At 67.4% G+C, this 20,487-nt stretch carries 19 protein-coding genes and 1 pseudogene; 10 read left to right on the plus strand and 10 right to left on the minus strand.

The genetic code is table 11. The features are described 5' to 3' along the window. Positions 1-89: 89 nt before the first annotated feature. From RMCN_RS30740 to RMCN_RS00025, 6 genes are all read right to left on the minus strand, one after another. Positions 90-311, minus strand: coding sequence for a hypothetical protein (locus RMCN_RS30740; RefSeq protein ID WP_131808485.1), 222 nt, complete (start codon positions 309-311; stop codon positions 90-92). Between the two features lie 123 nt (positions 312-434). Beyond that, complete coding sequence (locus RMCN_RS00005; protein WP_067386320.1) at positions 435-1,052, minus strand: cation efflux transmembrane domain-containing protein; 618 nt, start codon at positions 1,050-1,052, stop codon at positions 435-437. A gap of 47 nt (positions 1,053-1,099) precedes the next feature. Further along, positions 1,100-1,588, minus strand: coding sequence for a signal peptidase II (gene lspA, locus RMCN_RS00010; RefSeq protein ID WP_234787522.1), 489 nt, complete (start codon positions 1,586-1,588; stop codon positions 1,100-1,102). Between the two features lie 5 nt (positions 1,589-1,593). Further along, entirely contained in the window at positions 1,594-3,558 is a 1,965-nt protein-coding gene (locus RMCN_RS00015; protein ID WP_067386324.1) for a heavy metal translocating P-type ATPase, read from the minus strand. Beyond that, complete coding sequence (locus RMCN_RS00020; protein ID WP_067386326.1) at positions 3,555-3,965, minus strand: ArsR/SmtB family transcription factor; 411 nt, start codon at positions 3,963-3,965, stop codon at positions 3,555-3,557. Before RMCN_RS00020 ends, RMCN_RS00015 begins: the two co-directional genes overlap by 4 nt. Positions 3,966-4,010: 45 nt before the next feature. Beyond that, positions 4,011-5,369: a cytochrome P450 gene (locus tag RMCN_RS00025; RefSeq protein ID WP_067386328.1), complete on the minus strand. Its 1,359-nt coding sequence runs from the start codon at positions 5,367-5,369 to the stop codon at positions 4,011-4,013. A 438-nt stretch (positions 5,370-5,807) separates the two neighbouring features. Between RMCN_RS00025 and RMCN_RS00030 the strand changes: the two genes are divergently transcribed. Both RMCN_RS00030 and RMCN_RS00035 read left to right on the plus strand, forming a co-directional pair. Continuing rightward, entirely contained in the window at positions 5,808-7,985 is a 2,178-nt protein-coding gene (locus RMCN_RS00030) for an MMPL family transporter (RefSeq protein ID WP_084376990.1), read from the plus strand. Between the two features lie 203 nt (positions 7,986-8,188). Then, the gene (locus RMCN_RS00035) at positions 8,189-8,485 is read left to right on the plus strand and encodes a hypothetical protein (protein ID WP_067386332.1); all 297 of its coding nucleotides are present in this window, start codon (positions 8,189-8,191) and stop codon (positions 8,483-8,485) included. Positions 8,486-8,881: 396 nt separating this feature from the next. Here RMCN_RS00035 and RMCN_RS00045 read toward each other — a convergent pair whose 3' ends face one another. After that, positions 8,882-9,262 (minus strand): hypothetical protein, encoded by a 381-nt coding sequence (locus RMCN_RS00045; protein ID WP_067386335.1) that lies wholly within the window; start codon positions 9,260-9,262, stop codon positions 8,882-8,884. Positions 9,263-9,331: 69 nt separating this feature from the next. On the opposite strand from RMCN_RS00045, the gene RMCN_RS00050 reads away from it, so the two are divergent. Together RMCN_RS00050 and RMCN_RS00055 are read left to right on the plus strand one after the other, a co-directional pair. Further along, positions 9,332-9,994, plus strand: coding sequence for a TetR/AcrR family transcriptional regulator (locus RMCN_RS00050; RefSeq protein WP_067386337.1), 663 nt, complete (start codon positions 9,332-9,334; stop codon positions 9,992-9,994). Positions 9,995-9,996: 2 nt separating this feature from the next. Continuing rightward, positions 9,997-10,965, plus strand: coding sequence for an alpha/beta fold hydrolase (locus RMCN_RS00055; RefSeq protein WP_067386342.1), 969 nt, complete (start codon positions 9,997-9,999; stop codon positions 10,963-10,965). 92 nt (positions 10,966-11,057) lie between these two features. On the opposite strand, the gene RMCN_RS00060 is transcribed toward RMCN_RS00055, so the two are convergent. Together RMCN_RS00060 and RMCN_RS00065 are read right to left on the minus strand one after the other, a co-directional pair. Continuing rightward, positions 11,058-12,014, minus strand: a complete 957-nt coding sequence (locus tag RMCN_RS00060; RefSeq protein WP_067386345.1) for a sterol desaturase family protein — start codon at positions 12,012-12,014, stop codon at positions 11,058-11,060. A 46-nt stretch (positions 12,015-12,060) separates the two neighbouring features. Then, a complete protein-coding gene (locus RMCN_RS00065; RefSeq protein WP_067386346.1) occupies positions 12,061-12,804 on the minus strand; it encodes a helix-turn-helix transcriptional regulator in 744 nt (247 codons plus the stop codon). 149 nt (positions 12,805-12,953) lie between these two features. Between RMCN_RS00065 and RMCN_RS00070 the strand changes: the two genes are divergently transcribed. The 6 genes and pseudogenes from RMCN_RS00070 to RMCN_RS00095 all read left to right on the plus strand — a co-directional run bounded on the left by RMCN_RS00070 (position 12,954) and on the right by RMCN_RS00095 (position 19,669). Then, positions 12,954-14,543 (plus strand): MFS transporter, encoded by a 1,590-nt coding sequence (locus RMCN_RS00070; RefSeq protein ID WP_084376992.1) that lies wholly within the window; start codon positions 12,954-12,956, stop codon positions 14,541-14,543. Positions 14,544-14,555: 12 nt separating this feature from the next. Beyond that, the gene (locus RMCN_RS00075; protein WP_067386369.1) at positions 14,556-15,182 is read left to right on the plus strand and encodes a class I SAM-dependent methyltransferase; all 627 of its coding nucleotides are present in this window, start codon (positions 14,556-14,558) and stop codon (positions 15,180-15,182) included. Further along, complete coding sequence (locus tag RMCN_RS00080) at positions 15,182-15,457, plus strand: hypothetical protein (protein WP_067386350.1); 276 nt, start codon at positions 15,182-15,184, stop codon at positions 15,455-15,457. Before RMCN_RS00075 ends, RMCN_RS00080 begins: the two co-directional genes overlap by 1 nt. Before the next feature lie 342 nt (positions 15,458-15,799). Further along, positions 15,800-18,144: pseudogene (locus RMCN_RS00085) on the plus strand (glycoside hydrolase family 65 protein). Between the two features lie 180 nt (positions 18,145-18,324). Beyond that, positions 18,325-18,996, plus strand: coding sequence for a methyltransferase family protein (locus RMCN_RS00090; protein WP_067386355.1), 672 nt, complete (start codon positions 18,325-18,327; stop codon positions 18,994-18,996). Continuing rightward, on the plus strand, positions 18,980-19,669 hold the full coding sequence (locus RMCN_RS00095) for an adenylate/guanylate cyclase domain-containing protein (protein WP_409366026.1): 690 nt from the start codon (positions 18,980-18,982) through the stop codon (positions 19,667-19,669). Before RMCN_RS00090 ends, RMCN_RS00095 begins: the two co-directional genes overlap by 17 nt. Positions 19,670-19,702: 33 nt before the next feature. Here the strand turns inward: RMCN_RS00095 and RMCN_RS00100 are convergent, their stop codons facing one another. After that, positions 19,703-20,317, minus strand: coding sequence for a methyltransferase family protein (locus RMCN_RS00100; RefSeq protein WP_308206370.1), 615 nt, complete (start codon positions 20,315-20,317; stop codon positions 19,703-19,705). Positions 20,318-20,487: the final 170 nt, after the last annotated feature.

A 20,487-nucleotide genomic window follows, 5' to 3' on the forward strand; every position in this document is an offset into this window, starting at 1 on the left:
ACCGTAGAGAAGTCCAATTATTCCTTGCAGGACAGGCACTTTCGCTTATCTACACACCCCCACAGTCAACATTCCACGAAAAATCCGGGCTAGGTGGCTTCTCTTGTCGTGGTGGGGTCGGGCAGCGTGCGGTGCGAAACCGCGAGCTGATCGTCGACGGTGTGGTCGAACCGCGGCGGCGTGGATAGATCGAAGTGGCCGATGGGGTAGCGGCGCACATCGCCGCGCGCAGCGCATGCTCGGCCACCGTGATCGCGGGCCCCGGTGGCGCGATGCCGTCGCGCTCGCAGACGCAAACCGGAAGCGGGCATGTCACCAGAGCGGCACGCCGGGTCGCGCGGTCGGCGCGCATCTGCAGCACGGTTCGGGTCGGTCGAATTACATGCACCTTTCGGACCAGGTTCGCATGAGGGAGAATCTCCGGGGCGGGTGGTTCAGCGGAGCTTCTTGCTCGAGTGCTCGCCGGCTTCGGCCCAGGTCTGGTGTCCGGACCACGCCGCCAACCCGGCGACGAGGAGCGCCACCACCGGGTCGGCCCACCACCATCCGACCGTGGCGTTGAGGCTCAAACCGACGAGCAGGCTGACCGATAGAGAGTTGGACAACCACGTTTCTTGTGCCTGCGCGGTGAGCACCGGATTTTCGAGCTGGGATCCGGTGCGACGCTGGGCGATCGCGACGGGAACCATGACGGCCAGCGCAACGATGTTCAGCACGATCCCGACGATCGATTCGCCGGCCTTGTCCTGGCTGATCAGGTCGCGGGCCGATTCGAATGTCACGTAGGCGGCCAGGGCGTAGAAGCTGACTGCTATCAGTCGCAGCGCCGGACGGGTACGGCCGTGGCCATGGCCGCGTAGTTGCCAGATGACGATGGCGGCAGCGAACACCTCGATCGTCGAGTCGATGCCGAACCCGATCAGGGCGATAGATCCCGCGGCGATTCCGGCTGTGACGGCGACGGCGCCCTCGATGATGTCCCAGACAACGATGAGCCACGCCAACGCCAGTCCACGCCGGATCAGACGGGCCTGGTCAGACAGCGATGTCATGCGGGTACCCCTGGCGCAAAGTCATCCAGAAATCCTCGGAAGGCTACTCAACGGACACCGCTGGCTTGATCGTGGTGGTGAGAATGGCCGAACACGGTCAGGACGATCAGGGTGAGGGCGCCACCAACAATGAACGTGTCGGCGAGGTTGAACGTCGGCCACCACCCGGTATGTAGGTAGTCGGTGACCACCCCGTCGGGTGCCCGGTCGATCACATTGGCCGTCGCGCCGCCGAGGATGGCGGCCAACGCGATTCGCCACGGGAGCTTGGCGGTCGGGGCGGTGCGCCACGCAAATACGGCGACTGCGGCGGTGACCACCGTGGTGACGGCCAGCAGCAGCCATCTGGGAGCATCCGCGGCCAGTGAGAACGCGGCACCCGGGTTGTATGCCAGCCGCAGAGCCACCGGCCACCAGTCGATCGGACCGGTACTCAAAGCCGTTGCCGCCCAAGCCTTCACCGAGAGGTCGAACACGGTGAGGGCGGCCGCCGCGGCCAGCAGTATGCTGCGGCGACGCACGGCGAGCGCCCTCACCGTTGTCACGATGCCGCGCGGGCAACCGCGGGCGCGGGCCGCGCGGTTGGTCCGGGCGCGTCCGAGAGCGGTTTCGCGCGGCCAGCGCGCACCCCGTTGGCGATGACTACCACCTCAGCTAGTTCATGCACCAGCACAACCGCGGCCAGCCCGAGCACCCCGAACAGGGCCAGCGGGATGAGGATGGTGATCAATCCCAGCGACAGTCCGACGTTCTGCAGCATGATCGCCCGCGCGCGGCGAGCGTGTTCGAGCGCTTGGGGCAGGTGACGCAAATCCTCACCCATCAGCGCGACGTCGGCGGTTTCGATGGCGACGTCGGTGCCCATCGCGCCCATCGCGACCCCGAGGTCGGCGGTGGCCAGCGCGGGCGCGTCGTTGACGCCGTCGCCGACCATCGCGGTGAACCGCTCGCGACGCAGTTCGGCGACGATGCGGGACTTGTCTTCCGGGCGCAGGTCGGCGTGCACGCTGTCGATGCCGGCTTGGGCGGCCAGCGCGCGGGCGGTGGTGTCGTTGTCGCCGGTGAGCATCGCGACCCGGCAGCCGCTTTCGTGTAGCCGGGCGATCACTTCGGCGGCCTCCGGGCGAAGTTCGTCACGGACCGCGACCGCGCCGATCAAGCGTGCGTCGTCCTCGATCAGCACGGCGGTGGCGCCGCCCTGCTGCATTCGCTGCACCTCACCGGCGAGCGGGCCCGGGTCGATCCAGCCGGGGCGGCCCAGCCGGACAGGCCGCCCGTCGATGCGGCCGGTGAGCCCGGCGCCGGTGACAGCTTCCACCTCGGTTGCGGGTTGCACGTCGTCGACGGCGGCGAGGATGGCCCGGGCCAGCGGGTGTTCGCTGCGGGCTTCCAGCGCCGCGGCCATCGCAAGTACCTGCTCGCGGCTGGCGCCGTTGGTGGCGGCGACGTCGACGACGGCGGGCCGGTTGGCGGTCAGCGTACCGGTCTTGTCCAGCGCGACACCACGTACCGCGCCCAGGGCTTCCAGCGCGGCGCCGCCCTTGACCAGCACGCCGAGCTTGCTCGCGGCGCCGATCGCAGCGACCACGGTGACCGGCACCGAGATGGCCAGCGCGCACGGTGAGGCGGCGACCAGCACCACCAGGGCGCGTTCGATCCAGGTGGCCGGGTCGCCGAGCAGGCTGCCCACCGCGGCGATCACGGTGGCGGCGATCATGATGCCGGGCACCAGCGGCTTGGCGATGCGGTCGGCCAGTCGCTGGCTGGCGCCCTTGCGGGCCTGTTCGGCTTCCACGATGCGCACGATGCGGGCCAGCGAGTTGTTCTCCGCGGTGGTGGTGACCTCCACCTCGAGCACCCCGGTGCCGTTGATCGACCCGGCGAACACCTCGTCACCCGGCCCGGCTTCGACCGGCACGGATTCGCCGGTGATCGCCGACACGTCCAGGGCGGTGTGTCCGTCGCGGATGACGCCGTCGGTGGCGATCCGCTCGCCGGGCTTGATCAGCATCCGGTCACCGACCTGCAACTCCGCGGGTGAGACGACGCTTTCGGTGCCGTCGCGCAGCACGGTGGCCTGGTCGGGCACCAGCGACAGCAGCGCGCGCAGTCCGCGGCGGGTGCGGGCCAATGAATACTCTTCGAGGCCTTCGCTGATCGAGAACAGGAACGCCAGCATCGCGGCTTCGCCGACCTCGCCGAGGATGACCGCGCCGATCGCGGCGATCGTCATCAGGGTGCCGACGCCGATCTTGCCCTTCATCAGCCGCCGCAGCGTGGAGGGGACGAACGTGTAGGCGCCGACCGCCAGCGCGGCCGCCTCCAGGGTCAGCTGAACCGGATGCGATGCACCGGCCCAGCCGGCGATCAGCGCCGCCAGCAGCAGAACACCCGAGACCGCGGCCGCCCGCAGTTCGGTTACTTCCCAGAACCGTTCGGGTTCGTGCTCCTCGCCCTGCTCGCCGGTGGCCGGGTTGTCGCGCTCGCAGCCGCAGGCGTCACTCATCGGAGGCTCTCCTTCGTCTTCGTCTTCTTCGTGGTGGCACCGGTGCGGGTGCTGGTTCCGTAGTTGGGGCACAACGCCACCGCGTTACCTGTCGCGGCGAGCAGCGTCTCGGCCGAGGCCAGCAGGTCCATCAACTCCGGTCGGGTCAGGCTGTAGAACACCTGACGGCCCTCGGGACGGCCCACCACCAGTTGACAGTCGCGCAAGCACGCCACGTGCGCGGACACCGTCGACTGCGCCAACCCGAGTTCACCCATCAGGTCGACCACCCGGGCCTCCCCGGATGCCAGCCGCTGCAGGATCGCCAACCGGGTGGCGTCCGACAGCCCGTGGAACAACGCCACCGCCGGGTCCAAGGCATTCTCGGTTGCGACCGGCTTGCCGCGGCCACGCGTATTAATCGTCATGCAGCGATGATAACTGATGGTGGCGATGCGGCAAAGTGGGGGCGCTCACGGTGCGCTCGGGCGCACCCCGAACCGCAGCCGAAACGGGCTCACTACTGCGGGAACCCGCGGTGTCAGCGGCGGGCCGGCGAGGACCTCGAATCGGTGCCGCTGCAGCAGGGCGGCCAGCGCGGTGCTGACGGTGAGCAGAACGACGTTTTGGCCCGGGCATACCCCGGGCCCGGCGCTGAACGGCACCAGTTCGGGGTGTTGGCGGGCCCGGCCATCCAACCAGATGTGGGGTGCGAACCGGTCGGCGAAGTCCAGCACCCCCGCGTCGCGGTGAAACAACGGTGCGTATACCAAAAATGTTGTGCCCGTGGGGTACTCCATGTCGTGCCAGACCGTGGGGGTGGTGCTTTCCCGCAGGATCACCGGGGTGGTCGGCCACAGCCGGACGGTGTCGAGCGCACACGCGCGCAACCGCTGCAGAGACTGAGGCTGGCTCAGGTCGGTATCGAGTTCCTCTCGAACCCACGCGGTGTGGTCCGGATGAGTCGATAGCAGCGCCAGGGCGCGGAAGGTGGTCATGCCTGCGGCGTCGAACGCGAACAGCCAGTGCGCCACCTGATCGGCGGCGTCGACCTGCGGTGTGGGGTCAGCCTGGGCGATCGCTTCGGCCAGGCTGCCGCGCTCGGCCCGGTCGAGGTACTGCTGTACTGCGGCATCGAATCGGCGGCGGGTCCGCTTGTCGCGGTGCCCCACATACGCCCAATTCGCGCGGCGACGCAGGCGGGCAAGGTTGTCGGTGAGTTGCTCATCGGGGCGCGCCGCGTCCCCAAGGACAGTGCCGCGCACGATGCGCCACCAGCTCGGCGCGAATTCGTTCCACGACAGCGAGCCGGTGTCTTTGATGCGATCCAACAGCGCGGCTACTTCACGCAGGACCCCACCCACGATGGTGGGGGCAAGCGGATGGACGTGCTGCTGGGTCTGCAGCGCCGCCTCGTTGAATGCCCGCCGCTTCTCGCGCAATTGGCCCGCGCTTGCCAGGACGCCGTGCGGCTGAAAATGCGCCAGCGCGGCCCGCTTTTCGGGCGTGCTCGGCGCGAACGGCTCGGGCGCACCGCGCAGCAGGCCAGCGACATCGCCAGCATCGAGCAGGATCGCCACGCTGCGGCCAGGGATACGCAGCAGCAGCGGCGCCCGGCCGTGACGGGCCCGCAGCCAGCTCAATATCGCCACCGCCCGCCCGTCCAGCTGTAACCTTTCGGCGACCACCATTGCCGCAGGGCGTCGGATGATGACGCCCTGGGCCAGCGTGGGTGCGATGACCTGAGCGACGACCCGCAGGGTGTCGGGCACCGATATCGCCGCCGCAGGGCCCGGGGTGGTCTGTTGCGTATCCGTCGATGGCTCAGCCATGGCAGCTGCCTACCCGGCGCCCTAGCGTGCGAAACGCCTATGACATCGCGAATCGCCGATTACATCTGTGTCCAGCCTGCGAGCGTGTCAGGCGGAACGCGGTGTTCGCCGGCGAACGACGATTGGCGGGCGTGATCGCTGCAATTCCTTGTGTTTGCAGCCCCGGCCAGGCCCGCGACGATCACCCAGGGTTCGGCGCCTTTGTCGGGTTGCCAGACCCCGATGCATCGTGTTGTATCGATGTTAACGATGTCGACCGTTAGAAGCGGTTCCCGGCGATGTGTTGGATCGGGTAGCGGCGGGAATGCAGCGTAGCGGGCGATCGAAGGGGAAATCTGCGTGAGAAGGCAGCCAGGCATTGCCACAGTGGGGACCGACGAGCTTGCGGCCCCGGGTCTAGGTGCGCCCAGATCGATGCTGTACCGATGGGGCCTCGCAATGGCACGCCGCCGGCGGCTCGTGCTGTCGGTGTGGGCAGCGCTGCTGGTGGCGTGCGCCGCGCTGTATCCGATGCTGGAAGACCGCCTCGGTGGGATGGACTTCGGTGTTGAAGGCTCCGAGTCTGCCGAGGTGGACCGCGTGCTGGCGGAGCATTTCCCCCAGGTCGGTGCCGAGCAGGACGTCATCGTCTTTCAGTCGCAGACACTGACCGCGGATAATCCGCAATTCCGCACCGCGGTCGAGCGCACGCAGGCCGCCGCACAACAGGTTTCGGGTGTACGCAGTGTCGTCGGCCCGTATGCGGGGGATCCCCGGACGCAGATCTCACCGGATGGGCGCGTCGCGATCGCGATGGTGGGCCTCGATGGCGACATGGCCGACCGCGCAGCGGTTGCCCGCGCGCTGCAGGACGCCGTTGCGGACAGCGGCGACGCGGACGTCGACGCGGCGCTGACCGGCTACTCTCCGGTCCAAAACGATGTGACCGACGTTCAGAACTCCGACGTCAAACGTGCCGAGATGATAGGTGTTCCGGTCGCCCTGGGGCTGCTCGTGCTGGCGCTGGGAGCTGTTTTGGCGGCCGTCGTGCCGATCGGGGTTGCCCTCGCGGGGTTGCTGCTCGCCGCCGGTGTCATGTTCGCGCTGACCACCGTCACGGCGTTCGATTCCCTGGTGGTGTCAACCGCGACGATGATCGGCGTGGGCGTCGGCATCGACTACGCGTTGTTCATCGTCAGCCGGTTCCGTGAGGAGCTCAAGCGCGCCGGCGTCACGCACCGCGTCGACCCGAGGATCGCCGAGGCCGTCGGTCGGTCGCTGGCAACGGCCGGCAAGACCGTCATCGCATCGGGCATCATCGTGATGATCTCGCTGTGCGCGCTGGTGGTCATGCAGGCGCCGATCTTTCGCGGCATCGCGCTGGGCGTTTCCACCGCGGTGAGCAGCACGTTGGTCGTCGGCCTCACCCTGCTGCCGGCGCTGCTAGCCACGCTGGGTCCCGCGGTCAACCGGGGTGCGCTGCCGACCCGGATGCAGCCGGCCGAGGTCACCTCTGTTGCCGCCGGGCAGTCCGGTCGATGGGCGCGGTGGGCGTATGCGGTGATGGCGCGGCCGGTGATCTTCGGTGGGCTTGCCGCCGCCATCCTGGTCCTTGCCGCTATGCCGATCTTCGGTATCCGATATGGCCTGGACATGGGGACCTCCGCACTCGGCGACAAACCATCCGGGCGGGCGTCGGCGGTGTTGAGCACAAGCTTTGCGCCCGGCATGTTATCGCCCATCGAGATCGTCGCCAGCGGGCCGGCCAACACCGCGTTGACCGCCGACGACCGGACGCTGGTGGAGCAATTCCTCGCCGATGCGTCGCGAGACGAGCGCATCGACACCCTGCTGCCTGCCCAGCACAGCGACGGACGACTACTCGTGGCGGCGGTGACGACTGTGCCGTTCGATTCGATGGCCGCGACCGAGCTGGTTCGTGACCTGCGGGCCAGGGCCGCCGAGGACGGCCGCGACGGGGGACCGATGATCCAAATCGGTGGCAGCACAGCCGAATTCGTCGACCTCGACCAGGAAATGCTTTCCAAGCTTCCCCTGGTCATCATCCTGGTGCTCGGCGCTTCTGTGCTGTTCCTGATCGCCGCGTTCCGCAGCATCGTTTTGCCGATCAAGGCGATCCTGATGAACATCCTGGCCACCGGCGCCGCGCTGGGCATCACGGTGGCCGTCTTCCAATGGGGCATCGGCGAGACACTGCTGGACTTCACCAGCCCAGGCTTCCTGCAGGTCTATCTGCCCACCGTGGTGTTCGCGGTCCTGTTCGGCCTGTCCATGGACTACGAGGTGTTCCTCATCCGCCGCATCCGCGAATACTGGGAATCCAGCAACGACAACCAACACGCCGTCGCGGCCGGGCTGACCCACACCGCGCGCCCGATCACCGCCGCCGCGGCGATCATGGTCGTGGTCTTCGGCAGCTTCGTGACCGCCGATGTGCTGGAACTCAAACAACTCGGCTTCGCCCTCGCGGTGGCCGTCGCGATCGACGCCGTCATCGTCCGCCTGGTTCTGGTGCCCGCCCTGATGCGGCTGTTCGGCACCTGGAACTGGTGGTTCCCCCGGTGGGGAAAAGCAGCTGCCCAAAACGGTAGTCACCCAACCGACACTGTGCGTTGACTGAGGCCGACATGTCCATTTGGGGTGGCATCTGCAGAAACCCGAAACCCCCCGGTTGTCGGGCGTCCTGCGTTGATATTTCGCGGGCAGCAGGCGCCGGCGGATAACAGGATATGGTCGGCGCTCGTGGTCCAGACAGGAGAGCGGGTGCTCGTTTCAGGCGTTGATCCAGGCGCAGATGTCGATGTTGAGGTCACGCACCGATGCGCGGTGTCGTGGCGAGGCATCTATCGCCACGCCGCGACGACCTGCGCCGCTGTCGGTTCGGGCACGTGACTTCGCTGCGTGCGGCTGCGTTCGCCGGGGTGCTTGCGCTGATCGGGTGGCTCATCGGTGTGGTTGATCTCGACCTATTCAGCCCGGATAGCGCCGCCGACCTGGAAACGGACCTCTACGTGGCGGCGCTGCTGGTCGCAGCCTACGGTGCTTTCCTACGCTGCAACGCAGCTGGCCAGGCGTCGAACCCGCCGCCACCGCCGTGCCGACAATCGCCGCGGTGAGGACAACGCCACCCAGTGACGACGCAGCCGGGATCCCACGTTCACGGCCTATCTGCAAGCACCGGCGTGGTTGCCCAAGGTCTGGCCGTGACTCGATTTGCCCCAACACTTGATATGCGCGAACCACGCCGGTCACCGGACCCACCGTGAAACTCGCTCTTCGCCAGGCACGGAGGAACCGCCCCCCGCGTTGCCGTCGACAGCTGACGACACGTTTGTGCGAATCGCTGCCGGGGGACCGGCTTACTTCAGGCCAGGAATGACCCGTCCGGTCCTGCTCAGGTATGCGCGGTACTCGTCGCCAAACTGATCGAGCATCAAGTCTTCGCCGCGCGGCACTACGCTTGAGCGATGCCGATTAGCCAGCCGAAGGCATACAGGGGTGCCCGATGCGCCTTACCGCGTCAGTACGACTACGCCGACGGCGACCCATCCCACGCTGGTCGCGGAGAATAGGGCGGCCTCAAGTACCCGGTAGGCCGGGGCCTGCTGGATCGAGGCGCGAAACGCCAGCGGCAGGAACGTCAGCGGCTGGCCATACGCGCCGGCCACGATCAGCGCCACGATCCACGGTGGCATATCGCGAACCGCGGCGCCGACGGCCACCAGAATCACGCCCATGAACAGTAGGTCCAGATGGGCCTGGCGGATCCGGTGCAAGTGAGTGATACCACGCTTGCGCAGCGTGTCGGGCATCTCCACGGTGGCGATCATCAGCCAGCCAGAAAGCACGGCGACCGCAAGTTCGATCACGCCGAACTGAACGAGAACAGGCACGAAGCTCCTCCTTTGTGCAGGTTGTTAGCAATATTGCAGAGTAGCTGCAATATTGCTAACGTACTGCACATGTTAGGTCAACCGATAGCGGGGGCCACCAGGCAGGACCGGCGCAAGGCCCGTACCAGGGCGGCCATCCTCGATGCCGCCGAACGGCTGTTCCTGTCCCGTGGTTATCAGCCCGCGACACTGGACCAGATCGCCGACGCCGCAGACGTCGCGGTGCGCTCTATCTATGGACATTTCGGCGACAAGGCTGGCGTCTACACCGCGCTGGTCGACAAGGCGCTCGAACTCGACCGGCAGTACTGCGACGCGGGATGGAACTCCGGCACGAACCCGGTGGAAAGACTGCTCGGCCTGGCCGACGGGTACCTGCGCTTCTACCGCGACCATCCCGGGCTGTTTCGGATCTTCCGGTTCCCTCCGTCGGATGCCACCGGAACCGACGGGCTCGACCACGCGGCCAACCGGGTCGCCGAACGAATCAAAACCGAAATCGAGCGGATGTCCGGCGCGCTGCGCTCCGCGGTCGAGGCCGGTGTCGCTCGACCCGTTCCCATCGAGGCGACCGCGACCTTTCTGTGGGCGGCCTGGGATGGCGTCATTGCCTGCCACCTGCTGCCTGGCCACATGGGCCTGTCCGACGCCGACTTCGATGCGGTCCTCGCGCAGGCGCGCGAGGTCCTCGCAATCGGCGTACTCGACCGTCCGATCGAAGGAGACCACTAGAAATGACCGCGCCTGCGCGATGGAACACCGTTGCCTACGACGCCGACTACGGCCGACCGGCCCGCAAGAGCTGGCGTGACATCAACTGGACCCAGTTCCAACACGACACCGAGATCAATGGTTCGCGCCTGCACTACGTTGACTACGCTGCCGAAGGCCGACGGTCGCAGACTTTCGTGCTGGCGCACGGGCTCGGCGGGCGCTGGCAACACTGGATGGAAAACATTCCGGCGCTCGCCGAGCACGGCAGAGTGATCGCCGTCGACCTTCCCGGGTTCGGGCGCTCCCAACCCGCACCGGGCCGTTACTGCATCGACACCATCGCCGACACGCTGGCCACCTTGATCCGGCAGCTGGGACAGCACAAGGTGGTGTTCCTCGGGCACTCGCTCGGCGGCCCGCTGGCGGTCCGGTTCGCCGCCCGCCACCCCGACCTGGTCACCGCGATCGTCCTGGTGGCCGGCACCGTGCAGACTTTCGCCGACACCCTGGGCCTTCGCCGCGTCGGCCGCAATCTGCACCGCAGCCCCGCCTCGGTGATCTCGACCTACTTCGAGGTAGCCACCGCGGGCCTACCCGCACCGGGCTTGATGCGCAAGCTCGTGATCACCAACCCCGCGCTGCGCCGACTCCTGCTGTGGCCCTACCTACACCGCCCCACCGCCCTGCTCCCGGACAGCGTCGCCCTGCTGGTCGATGGCGTTGGCGCTCGCGGTGTGCTGCCGACCGCCGCCGCCGTCGGCAGGCTTTGGCCAGACCGCTGGCTCACCGACCCCGGTGTGCCCACGCTGGCAATCGGCGCCGACCACGACGCCATCTCCCCACTTTCCGACCTGGCGGCGTTCTTACAGGTTGCGCCGAACACTCGTGCGGTCGTCATCGAAGGAACCGGACACATGCTCATGCTCGAGCGTCCTGACGCGTTCAACGACGAAATCATCCAGTTCGTCGGGGGACTGCCCGAAGACTGAACTGACCGCGCATCACTCCTTCCGCGCCTGCACATTGTGCGCGGCACAGAAGGAAGCAGGGCAACGTGAACGACGCCAGCGCCGCCACCGCACTACGCCTGGGCCGATGCTTGTGATCCATCATGCGATCGATTTGTCACGGTCGCAGGAGGTGACGGCGTCGCCGAATGAAGTTGGCAGCCACCGGCATTGGTGAACGGGTAGATCAGCTGCGCAAGGTAGCCGTTCGGATAGTCGGGTTTGGCGGCCATGCCGAGTTGAGTGGAGTCGAATCGTCGAGTCGGATCATAGGAGTAGGTCCGCATCAGGTGGTCCCAAATCAGAGTGAACAGGCCAAAGTTGACGTCGCCGATCCCGGCCCATTTGAGGTGGTGGAAGCGGTGGCCCTCGTTGAGCGCGAGTAGGTATTTGGCGGGGCCGATGCGGTAGTCGGCGTTGGAGTGTTGCAGCAGCAGCTGAATCGCAACCGCCAGCGCGAGCACGGAGGCGACGTCGACGGGTAGTCCGATCAGGATCAGCGGGGCCACCCCGGCCGCCATTTCCACGCTTTGGTGCAGGGGGTGTTTCATCAGCCCGTTGAGGCCGTAGAAGCGGGTGATGCTGTGGTGCACCGCGTGGAAACGCCACAGCACCGCGATTTTGTGGCTGGCCAGATGCACCACGGTGATGCCGAGGTCAGCGACCAGAATCGCCGTCAGGACCTGCAGCACGAACGGCCAACCGGTGGGCCAGATTCCGGGGCCGGGAACGATCGCGGCGAGCAGCGGGATGGCTGCGACGCTGGCCAGAATGAGGGTTTCATTGACCACGACATGGATGCGGTCGCGGGTGCTGTCGCTGCGGTCGTGATTCCAGTCGCTGTCATACGGGATGAGCCGCTCGACTAGAAAGGATGTAACGATCGCCACGGCGAGAATCACGAGCAGCCAATATTTCGGTGCCCCTGCGGCTGCCAGGGCGATGGCGGCCCCATTCAGGCCGAGCAGCATGAACGGCACGTAGCCGTAGCGAGCCAGGGTATGGGCCGATGTGTGCGTCAAAGTGCTCATGGCTCGATGGTCGTTGCCGCCGGCCGGTCCGGCTTGAATGATTCGGCTAACCCTCGTCGATATCCCAGGACACGTGCCGGCTGAGCACCGAGGGCGCCAGCCCGAACATGTCTCGGGTGGTCCGGGTCAAATGCGCACTATCAGCGAAGCCGGCGGCGTGCGCGGCGTCGGTCAGATCATCACCGGCCCTCACCCGGGTGATGGCGATCCGCAACCGCATCCACAACACATAGCGCCGCAACGGGATGCCGACCTGCTCGGTGAACAGATGGGTCAACCGGCTCGCCGAAACGCCTACTAGCGCGGCGACCTCGGTGCCTCGGACCGCCCCGGCGCCGATCAGATCTGGCAGGAGGTCCAACGCGGTGATGACCGCGGGATGTCGGTGCTGGTCCTCGGCCGCGATCGGTGCGGGCGCCAGCCGCTCAACGAGGTCGGTGACCACTGACGCCAACGGCTGCAGATCGGTATGGCCCAGGTCGGATCCGCCGGTCCAGCCGGATCGGACGCTTCGCTGATGTGCGGCCCGCCCGGGCGCGGATTCGGGCTCCAAGAAAACCACGCTGCCCCTGGCGGCACCGGTCTCGATGCGGTGCGCCGCATCGGCGGGCACGATAACACTGGTGCCGCGGTGCACGGCCCCGGCGTCGTCGACCAGCGTCAAAGGTGTTGTGGCGGTCATGATCTGCACCGCGTGATGGGCGTGCCGGCCGGTGGGGCCGATCGAGCCGCTGAACGCCAACACGCCCGGACGCAACAGCGCCGCACCCTGCCACCTGGGCTGTGTCATGGCGGGGTTAGCGGGATCGAGAACAGTCTTGTCATCGTTACTTCCCGATGATAACGTCGAAACTAATTGATCGGCTCAATCCGGCGTTATCGGGTATTAACGATCATCGGCCCCGCTTTTGCGGTGGTGGATGGGAGGAGACGGGCGCGATGAGTGACAATTCGAATCGGCGTTGGTGGGCGCTTGCGGCGTTGGCGCTGGCTGTGCTGGTCTTCGGATTCGATATCACCATCTTGAATGTGGCGTTGCCGACCATGGCGACGGCACTGTCGGCGGGAACTGAGGCGTTGCAGTGGATGGTCAATGCCTACATTGTGGTGTTGGCGGGGCTGATGCTGACCTGCGGCGCCCTGGGCGACCGCTACGGCCGCAAACGGTCAATCCTGCTGGCGCTGGTGGTGTTTGGTGCCGCATCGGCGGCGGCGACGTGGGCAGATTCGGCCGGGATGGTCATCGCCGCGCGGGCGGTCATGGGTATCGGTGCCGCGATCCTGATGCCGGTGGCGTTCGCGGTGGTGGCAGCGCTGTTCGCCCCGCGCGAGCGGGGCAAGGCGGTGACGGTGGTGGTGATGGCCGTGTCCATCGGCATGCCACTGGGCCCGTTGATCGCCGGGTATCTGCTCGATCACTTCTGGTGGGGCTCGATCTTTTTGATCAACGTCCCGATGGTGGCCCTCGCGCTGGTCGCGATCGCCGTCTTTTTGCCCGAGTCGCGCGACCCCGACCGGGGCCGACCCGACGTGGCCGGCGCGGTACTGTCCACCGCGGGGCTGGGGGCTTTGGTGTATGGCATCATCGCCGCGCCCGACCGCGGCTGGACGACCGCGGTCGTCGGCGGCTGCGTGGGCGCGGGCCTGCTGCTGCTGGCGGTGTTCACCTGGTGGGAGCTGCGGATCGCCGAGCCGATGATCGACCTGCGGCTGTTCGGGCGCCGACAGTTCCTGTGGGGCAGCATGGCCGGCGTGCTGGTCAGTTTCGGGATGCTCGGCATCTTGTTCGTCGTGCCCCAGTACATGCAATTCGTCGGCGGCCATGATGCCCTCGGCACCGGGCTTCGGCTGTTACCGCTGATGGGTGGGCTGATCGTCGGCGCCCCGGCTGGGGAACGGCTGGCTGCGCGGCTTGGCTACCGTGTCCCGGTTTCGGCCGGGTTGGCGGTGCTGGCCGCCGGCCTGGCGATCGGCGCGACCACCGATACCAGCAGCGGCTACGGGTTCGTCGCGCTCTGGCTCGCCGTGGTCGGGGCGGGCATCGGAGCGGCGCTATCACCGGCGATGGACGCCGTGCTGGGCGCCTTGCCCACCGAGCATGCCGGCGCCGGCACCGCCATCACCATGACGCTGCGCCAGGTCGGCGGCGCGCTCGGCGTCGCGCTGCTTGGCAGCGTGCTCTCGCAGGGCTACACCGATCGGATCGACACCCGCGGACTTCCGGCCGATGCGGCGGACGCGGCGCGCGACTCGATCGCCGCCGCGCTCGCGGTGGCGGCGCGCCTGGCGGATCCGGGCCTGGCCGCCAGCGCGCACGCCGCCTACATGCACGGCATGGCCCTGGTCCTGGCGACGACCGCGGCGATCGGATTCATAGCCGCCGCGCTCACCGGGGCCTTGTTGACTGGGCGGCCCGACAAACACGCCGTCGACCGAGCCGACTCGGGATGGGACGCGTCGCCGACCTACCGCGCCGCCCGATCCTCAGCGGGAGCTCAGCATCGGTCCCGCGGCGACGCCGGAAGGTAGCGATCGATGTTGATGAACCGGGTCGAGACCCTGCTGGTGAACTCGGCGCCCCGGCGGTGGCTGCAACGGTGGTACGAAGTGCCGGTGCTGCTGGGGTTCGGCGGCCGGCTGATGCCGGGCGCGCTCGCCCTGGAGATCGGGTGCGGCTCTGGGTATGGGTCGCAGCTGGTGCTGGAGCGGTTCGGCGCCGCCAGCGTGGATGCCGTGGACTTGGACCCGGCGATGATCCGCCGGGCCAGCCGGCGCCTGGCCCGCTACGGGGACCGGGTGCGGCTGGCGCAGGGCAGCGCCACCGACTTGCGATCGGCGGTGTATGCCGATGACGGCAGTTATGACGCGGTGTTCGACTTCGGGATCGTGCACCACGTCCCGGACTGGCGCAAAGCCGTCGGCGAGGTTGCCCGCGTGCTCACACCCGGTGGGCGGTTCTACTTCGAAGAGGTCACCGCCCACGCTCTGGCCCGCCCCACCTACCGGCGGTTGTTCGATCACCCCACCGAGGACCGGTTCAGCGCCGAGCAGTTCCTCGACGAACTGGCCCAGCACGGCCTGGTGGTGCTCGGCTCAACGACCCGTATCCGGGGCGACTACCTGCTCGGCGTGGCCGCCAAACCGATCCCAACAGCAGGTGACAAATGATGGCCATCACGGCCCTGTTCGCCGTGATGATGCTGCTGAGCGGCGCGCTCCGCGCACTAATCCAGCGGCGCCGCACCGGCGAGATCGGCAACCGGCGCACGTGGCGACCGGACGGCTCTCTGGAATGGTGGGCGCTGGCTGGCACCGACCTCGGCTATCACATAGTGGGTGTCGGCGCGCCGCTGGCCGATTTGGCCGGGCTGGCGCCGGTCATCCGCCCTGAGCGATGGCATCGGGTTTTGCCTTTCACAGCCCGGGGTAGTAGTGCGTCGTGACGCCAACTGTGAGATCTGTCTGGCAGAGGGGGCGGGCCGCCTCCGCGGCTGCTGTGGCCGACACGGTGCGTGTCGCGATGGATGAAGGTCATGCCCCGACGCTGGCGAGGGTGAACTCATTCGCCGCCCTGCCATGGTGGCGTTGGCGGAAATGATGCAGTTCGACCGCGGCGCGGTTGCGACACTGGCTGGTTGCGTGCCCGGCGTGGTCCCGGCCCGTTGCCGCCACGGATTGCGGGCCGTTCGGCAGCCCCGCTGGCACCAACCGTGCCGGCTAACGTCGACCATTCCCGGCTGCGGTTTGGGCTGCGCGGATAGCGACGTGTCGAGGGAGATGTTGCGATGAGCACGGCTCAACCGGGATTTGACATTGCTCCGTGGAAGCTGCGGTGGTGTGGACTGGATCTGGAGGCGCTGCCCCGTACCGAGTCGATTTTCGCGCTCTCAAACGGCCACATTGGCCTGCGCGGAACGTTCGAGGAGGGGGAGCCGGTTGGTAAACCGGGCACCTACCTCAACGGGTTCTATGAGCGACGCGAACTGCCCTACGCCGAGGCCGGATACGGCTACCCCGGCGACAGCCAGACGCTGGTGAATGTGACCGACGGAAAGATCATCCGGCTGTTCGTCGAGGACGAGCCCATGGACATGCGCTACGGCAAAGCGGTCGAACACGAACGCGTCCTGGACTTGCGGTCCGGCACGTTGCGCCGTACCACGGTGTGGGCCTCCCCGACCGGGCGGTGTGTGCGGATACGGTCGGAGCGGCTGGTGTCGTTCACCCAGCGCGCCATTGCCGCGATCCGATACGAGGTCGAGCCGCTCGACGCCGAACTGGAGCTGGTGGTGCAATCGGATTTGCTGGCCAACGAGCCGGTGCCCACCCGCCGCGATGACCCCCGCCTCGCCGCGGCGTTGGATCGACCCCTTGTAGCGGATTTCGCGGCGGCACGCGGTTTCCGGGCGGTGTTGGCCCATCACACCAAAGAATCCGGGCTGCGCATGGCCGCGGGCATGGATCATCAACTCGACGTCGCGGGCCGCCCGGAATGCGACATCGAAACCGAGCAGGATCTGGCGCGGTTGACGATCGCGGTCGACGTGGCCAAGGGTGAGGTGCTGCGGTTGACGAAGTTCATCGCCTACGGATGGTCGAGCCGACGCTCGACGCCGGCGCTGCGCGCGCAGGTGGACGCCGCGCTGGCCTCGGCGAACGAAACCGGCTGGGACACGCTGGCGGCGCGTCAGCGCGACTATCTGGACACCTTTTGGTCCGGCGCCGACATCGTTATCGACGGCGATCCCCAACTGCAGCAGGCGGTGCGGTTCGCGCTGTTTCACGTCCTGCAGGCCGGTGCCCGCGGCGAAACCCGCGCCATCCCGGCCAAGGGTCTGACCGGTCCCGGCTATGACGGCCACGCGTTCTGGGATTCCGAGATCTTCGTGCTGCCGGTGCTCACCCACACGATTCCCAGTGCGGCCGGTGACGCGCTCCGCTGGCGGCATTCCACCCTGGATAAGGCCAAACGCCGCGCGCACGAACTGGGCCAGGACGGGGCGATGTTCCCGTGGCGGACCATCAACGGCGACGAATGCTCGGGCTACTGGCCTGCCGGGACGGCGGCGGTGCACGTCGGGGCCGACATCGCTTATGCGACGGCCCGATACCTCGCAGCCACCGGCGATCACCGGTTCGAAACCGACTGCGGCGTGGAGCTATTGGTGGAAACCGCGCGACTGTGGGCGAGCCTGGGCCACCGCGACACCACGGGAAAATTCCGCATCAACGGCGTCACCGGCCCCGACGAATACTCCGCCCTCGCCGACAACAACCTGTTTACCAATCTGATGGCGCAACAGAATCTGACCGACGCCGCCGATGCCTGCCGGCGCCGCCCCGACGTGGCGCGCCGGCTCGACGTCCGCGACGACGAGACCGCGCAGTGGCGCGACTGCGCCAAGCACATGACAGTGCCCTTTAATATGAGCTTCGTGTGCATGAGCAGGCGGAGAATTTCACCCGACAGGCGCGCTGGGACTTCGCCGCGACGCCGACCGAGAATTATCCACTGCTGCTGCACTATCCGTATTTCGAGCTATACCGCACGCAGGTCGTCAAGCAGGCCGATTTGACGTTGGCGATGTACCTGCGCGGCGACGCGTTCACCGTTGAGGACAAGGCCCGTAACTTCGACTACTACGACGCGTTGACCGTGCGCGACTCATCGCTGTCGGCCTGTGGTCAGGCGATCGTGGCCGCCGAGATCGGTCACCTACAGCTCGCCTACGACTACCTCGTCGAAACCGCGTTCATCGACCTGCACGACCTGCATCACAACGTGTCCAACGGGCTTCACATCGCCGCGCTCGCCGGAACCTGGCTGGCCTGTGTGGCCGGGTTCGGCGGCATGCGCGATCACCGCGGCGAACTGTCCTTCGCGCCGCGCCTGCCCGCGGCGCTGAACCATCTGGGATTCCGAATCGTCTGGCGCGGCTGCCGATTATCGGTGGACGTGACCGCCCGCGAGGCCACCTACCGGCTGCTGAGTGGACGGCCCTTGCCGCTCAAACACCACTGCCAGCCCTTCACACTCGGCGATACCGCCGTGACATTGCCCGTGCCGCGACGACCCACGCCGAAAACCCCCGCGTTGCCCGATAATCGTGGCCCGTACCGCCGCGAATAACTGGCGCATACCGTTGAGGCGCGGTTCAAAGTTGCACGCCGATCCCCCCGGCTCGGCGCCGAGCAGTTCCTCGACGAACTCGCCCAGCACGGCCTGGTGGTGCTCGGCTCAAACTACCCGTATCCGGGGCGACTACCTGTTCGGTGTCGCCGCCAAACCGATCCCGACGGGAGCTGACAAATGATGGCCATCGCGGCCCTGGTCCTGTTCGCGGTGATGATGCTGGTGCTCGGCGCGGGCCGCCGGCACATTCAGCTGCGTCGCACCGGCGATAGCGGCAACCGGCGCACGTGGTGCCCGGATGGCTCTCTGGAGTGGTGGGCTCTGGCTGGGGCCGACCTCGGCTATCTCTTGGTGGGTGTCGGCGCGCCGCTGGCCGATGTGGCCGGGCTGGCGCCGCTCGCCGTCATGGATCATCCGCTAGGGCGCGGTTTGGGTGTCGCGGTCGCGGTGCTCGGCATCCTCTTAGCCCTTGTCGCTCAGCTGTCCCTGGGTGATTCCTGGCGGATTGGGATCGACGAGACAGAGCGCACGCCGCTGGTCACCACCGGCGCGTTCGGGGTGGTCCGTAATCCGATCTTCACCGCCGCGATCGTCGCCTTCTGCGGTCTGGCGTTGATGGTGCCCAACCTGGTCGCCGTCGCCGGCGTGGCGGTGATGCTGATCGGAATCCAGGTGCAGGTGCGCCTGGCCGAAGAACCCTATCTGCGCCGCGTCCACGGCCCTGCCTACACTGACTACGCCTCGCGTGTCGGGCGCTTCCTGCCCGGCCTCGGGCGCCTGCAGCGCGAGCACGACACGCGCCGTGGCGCGGCGACCCGGTCACACCACAACGATGACGCACGTGGGTGAACCGCACGACGAATTGAGGATCATGGCCACTGGCGAAGCTGTCGCAGCGACGTTCGCGTTCGTCGACCTGTCCGGATTCGGCGTGCTCACCGAAATCTGCGGCGACGAGGAGGCGGCCCGCCTGGCCGACCGCCTGGTCGGGCTTACCCGCGACTCGCTCGCGCCGGGTGTCGCGATCGTCAAGACGATCGGCGATGCGGTGATGCTGCGGGCGAGCACGCCCGAACAGATGATCGCCACTATCCGGGGCCTAGCCGAGCGTGCCGCCGATGAGGACGGCTTTCTGGCTCTGCGGGCCGGCGTTCACCACGGCAGCGCGGCCCGACTCGGCGACGACTACATCGGCCACGGCGTGAATGTGGCGGCCCGGGTCACCGCGCTTGCCGCCGCGGGGCAGGCGGCCGTGACACAACAGGTTCAAGCCGCATGCGAGCAGCTGGGGCTTTCCGTGCATCCGTTGGGCGCCCAGAAGCTGCGCAACGTCGAGGCACCGGTCGAGGTGTTTTCGCTGCCACTGGCAGCGGCGCAGTATCCCACCGACCCGGTGTGCGGCACGCGGGTCGACCCCGGCACTGCGCCGAGTCATCTGCGCCACGCCGACCGCGACTGGTGGTTCTGCTCGCCCGAATGCGCCCGCCGATTCGCCGCAGCACCCGCTAGATACGACAGCTGACGAGCCGATGGATGCGCACTCGGGCTCGATTCGTCAGCCCGAACGCAAGCGCCCTATGCCGGGCAGGAACCGGCCTACCCGCGCGGCGTAGTCCGCATACGCGGCGCCGTGCAGCTGCCGTAGATACGGCTCTTCCACCAGACGCACTTGTGCCTGGTTGCCGATGAGCATGACGACGAAGCCGACGACCGCGATCAGGTTGGGTACCATCAGTGTCAGGCCGAGGAAAGCGAGCACCATGGCGCTGAAGATGGGGTTGCGGACCACCCGGAACGGGCCGCCGGTGATCAGGGTGGTCTGCTCGCCGCGGTCCACGGCGATGCGCCAGGACGCTCCCATTGCCAATTGGGCGGCAAAGGTTGCCAGGATGCCGAGCACGGCAAGGGCCAAGCCCACACCGCGGCTGATGGGGTGGTCGAGAAACCCGAGCGGCGCCAGACCGATCAGCTCGGCCAGGGGTGCTCCAATTCCAGTTGCGAGGCCGCCGACCGCGGCGCCATAGTGGGCCCACCATTGAATGTCGCTGGGGCGGGCGGAGAACCCTCGGATCCCGGTGTCGCCGGTACGGCGGCGCTGAAGTATTGGACGCGCGCCGCCGGCGAGCACGATGAACACTGCGAAGAGGATGAGCGCGGCGATGGCCATCATCGATCACTCCGGACTAGATATGGCTTTGTCGGCCACCGGCAGACCCGCCGGCCGCGGCCAATCGGTTGTCCTGACCCGACATATCATCACCTCAGATAGCTGTCACCGGTCTACACCGATCGATCTATATAAGAGGCTAGCATCGTCGTAGCCCGATGGTAAATCCTCTG

The sequence above is a fragment of the Mycolicibacterium novocastrense genome, from assembly GCF_001570485.1.
GTDB lineage: Bacteria > Actinomycetota > Actinomycetes > Mycobacteriales > Mycobacteriaceae > Mycobacterium > Mycobacterium novocastrense.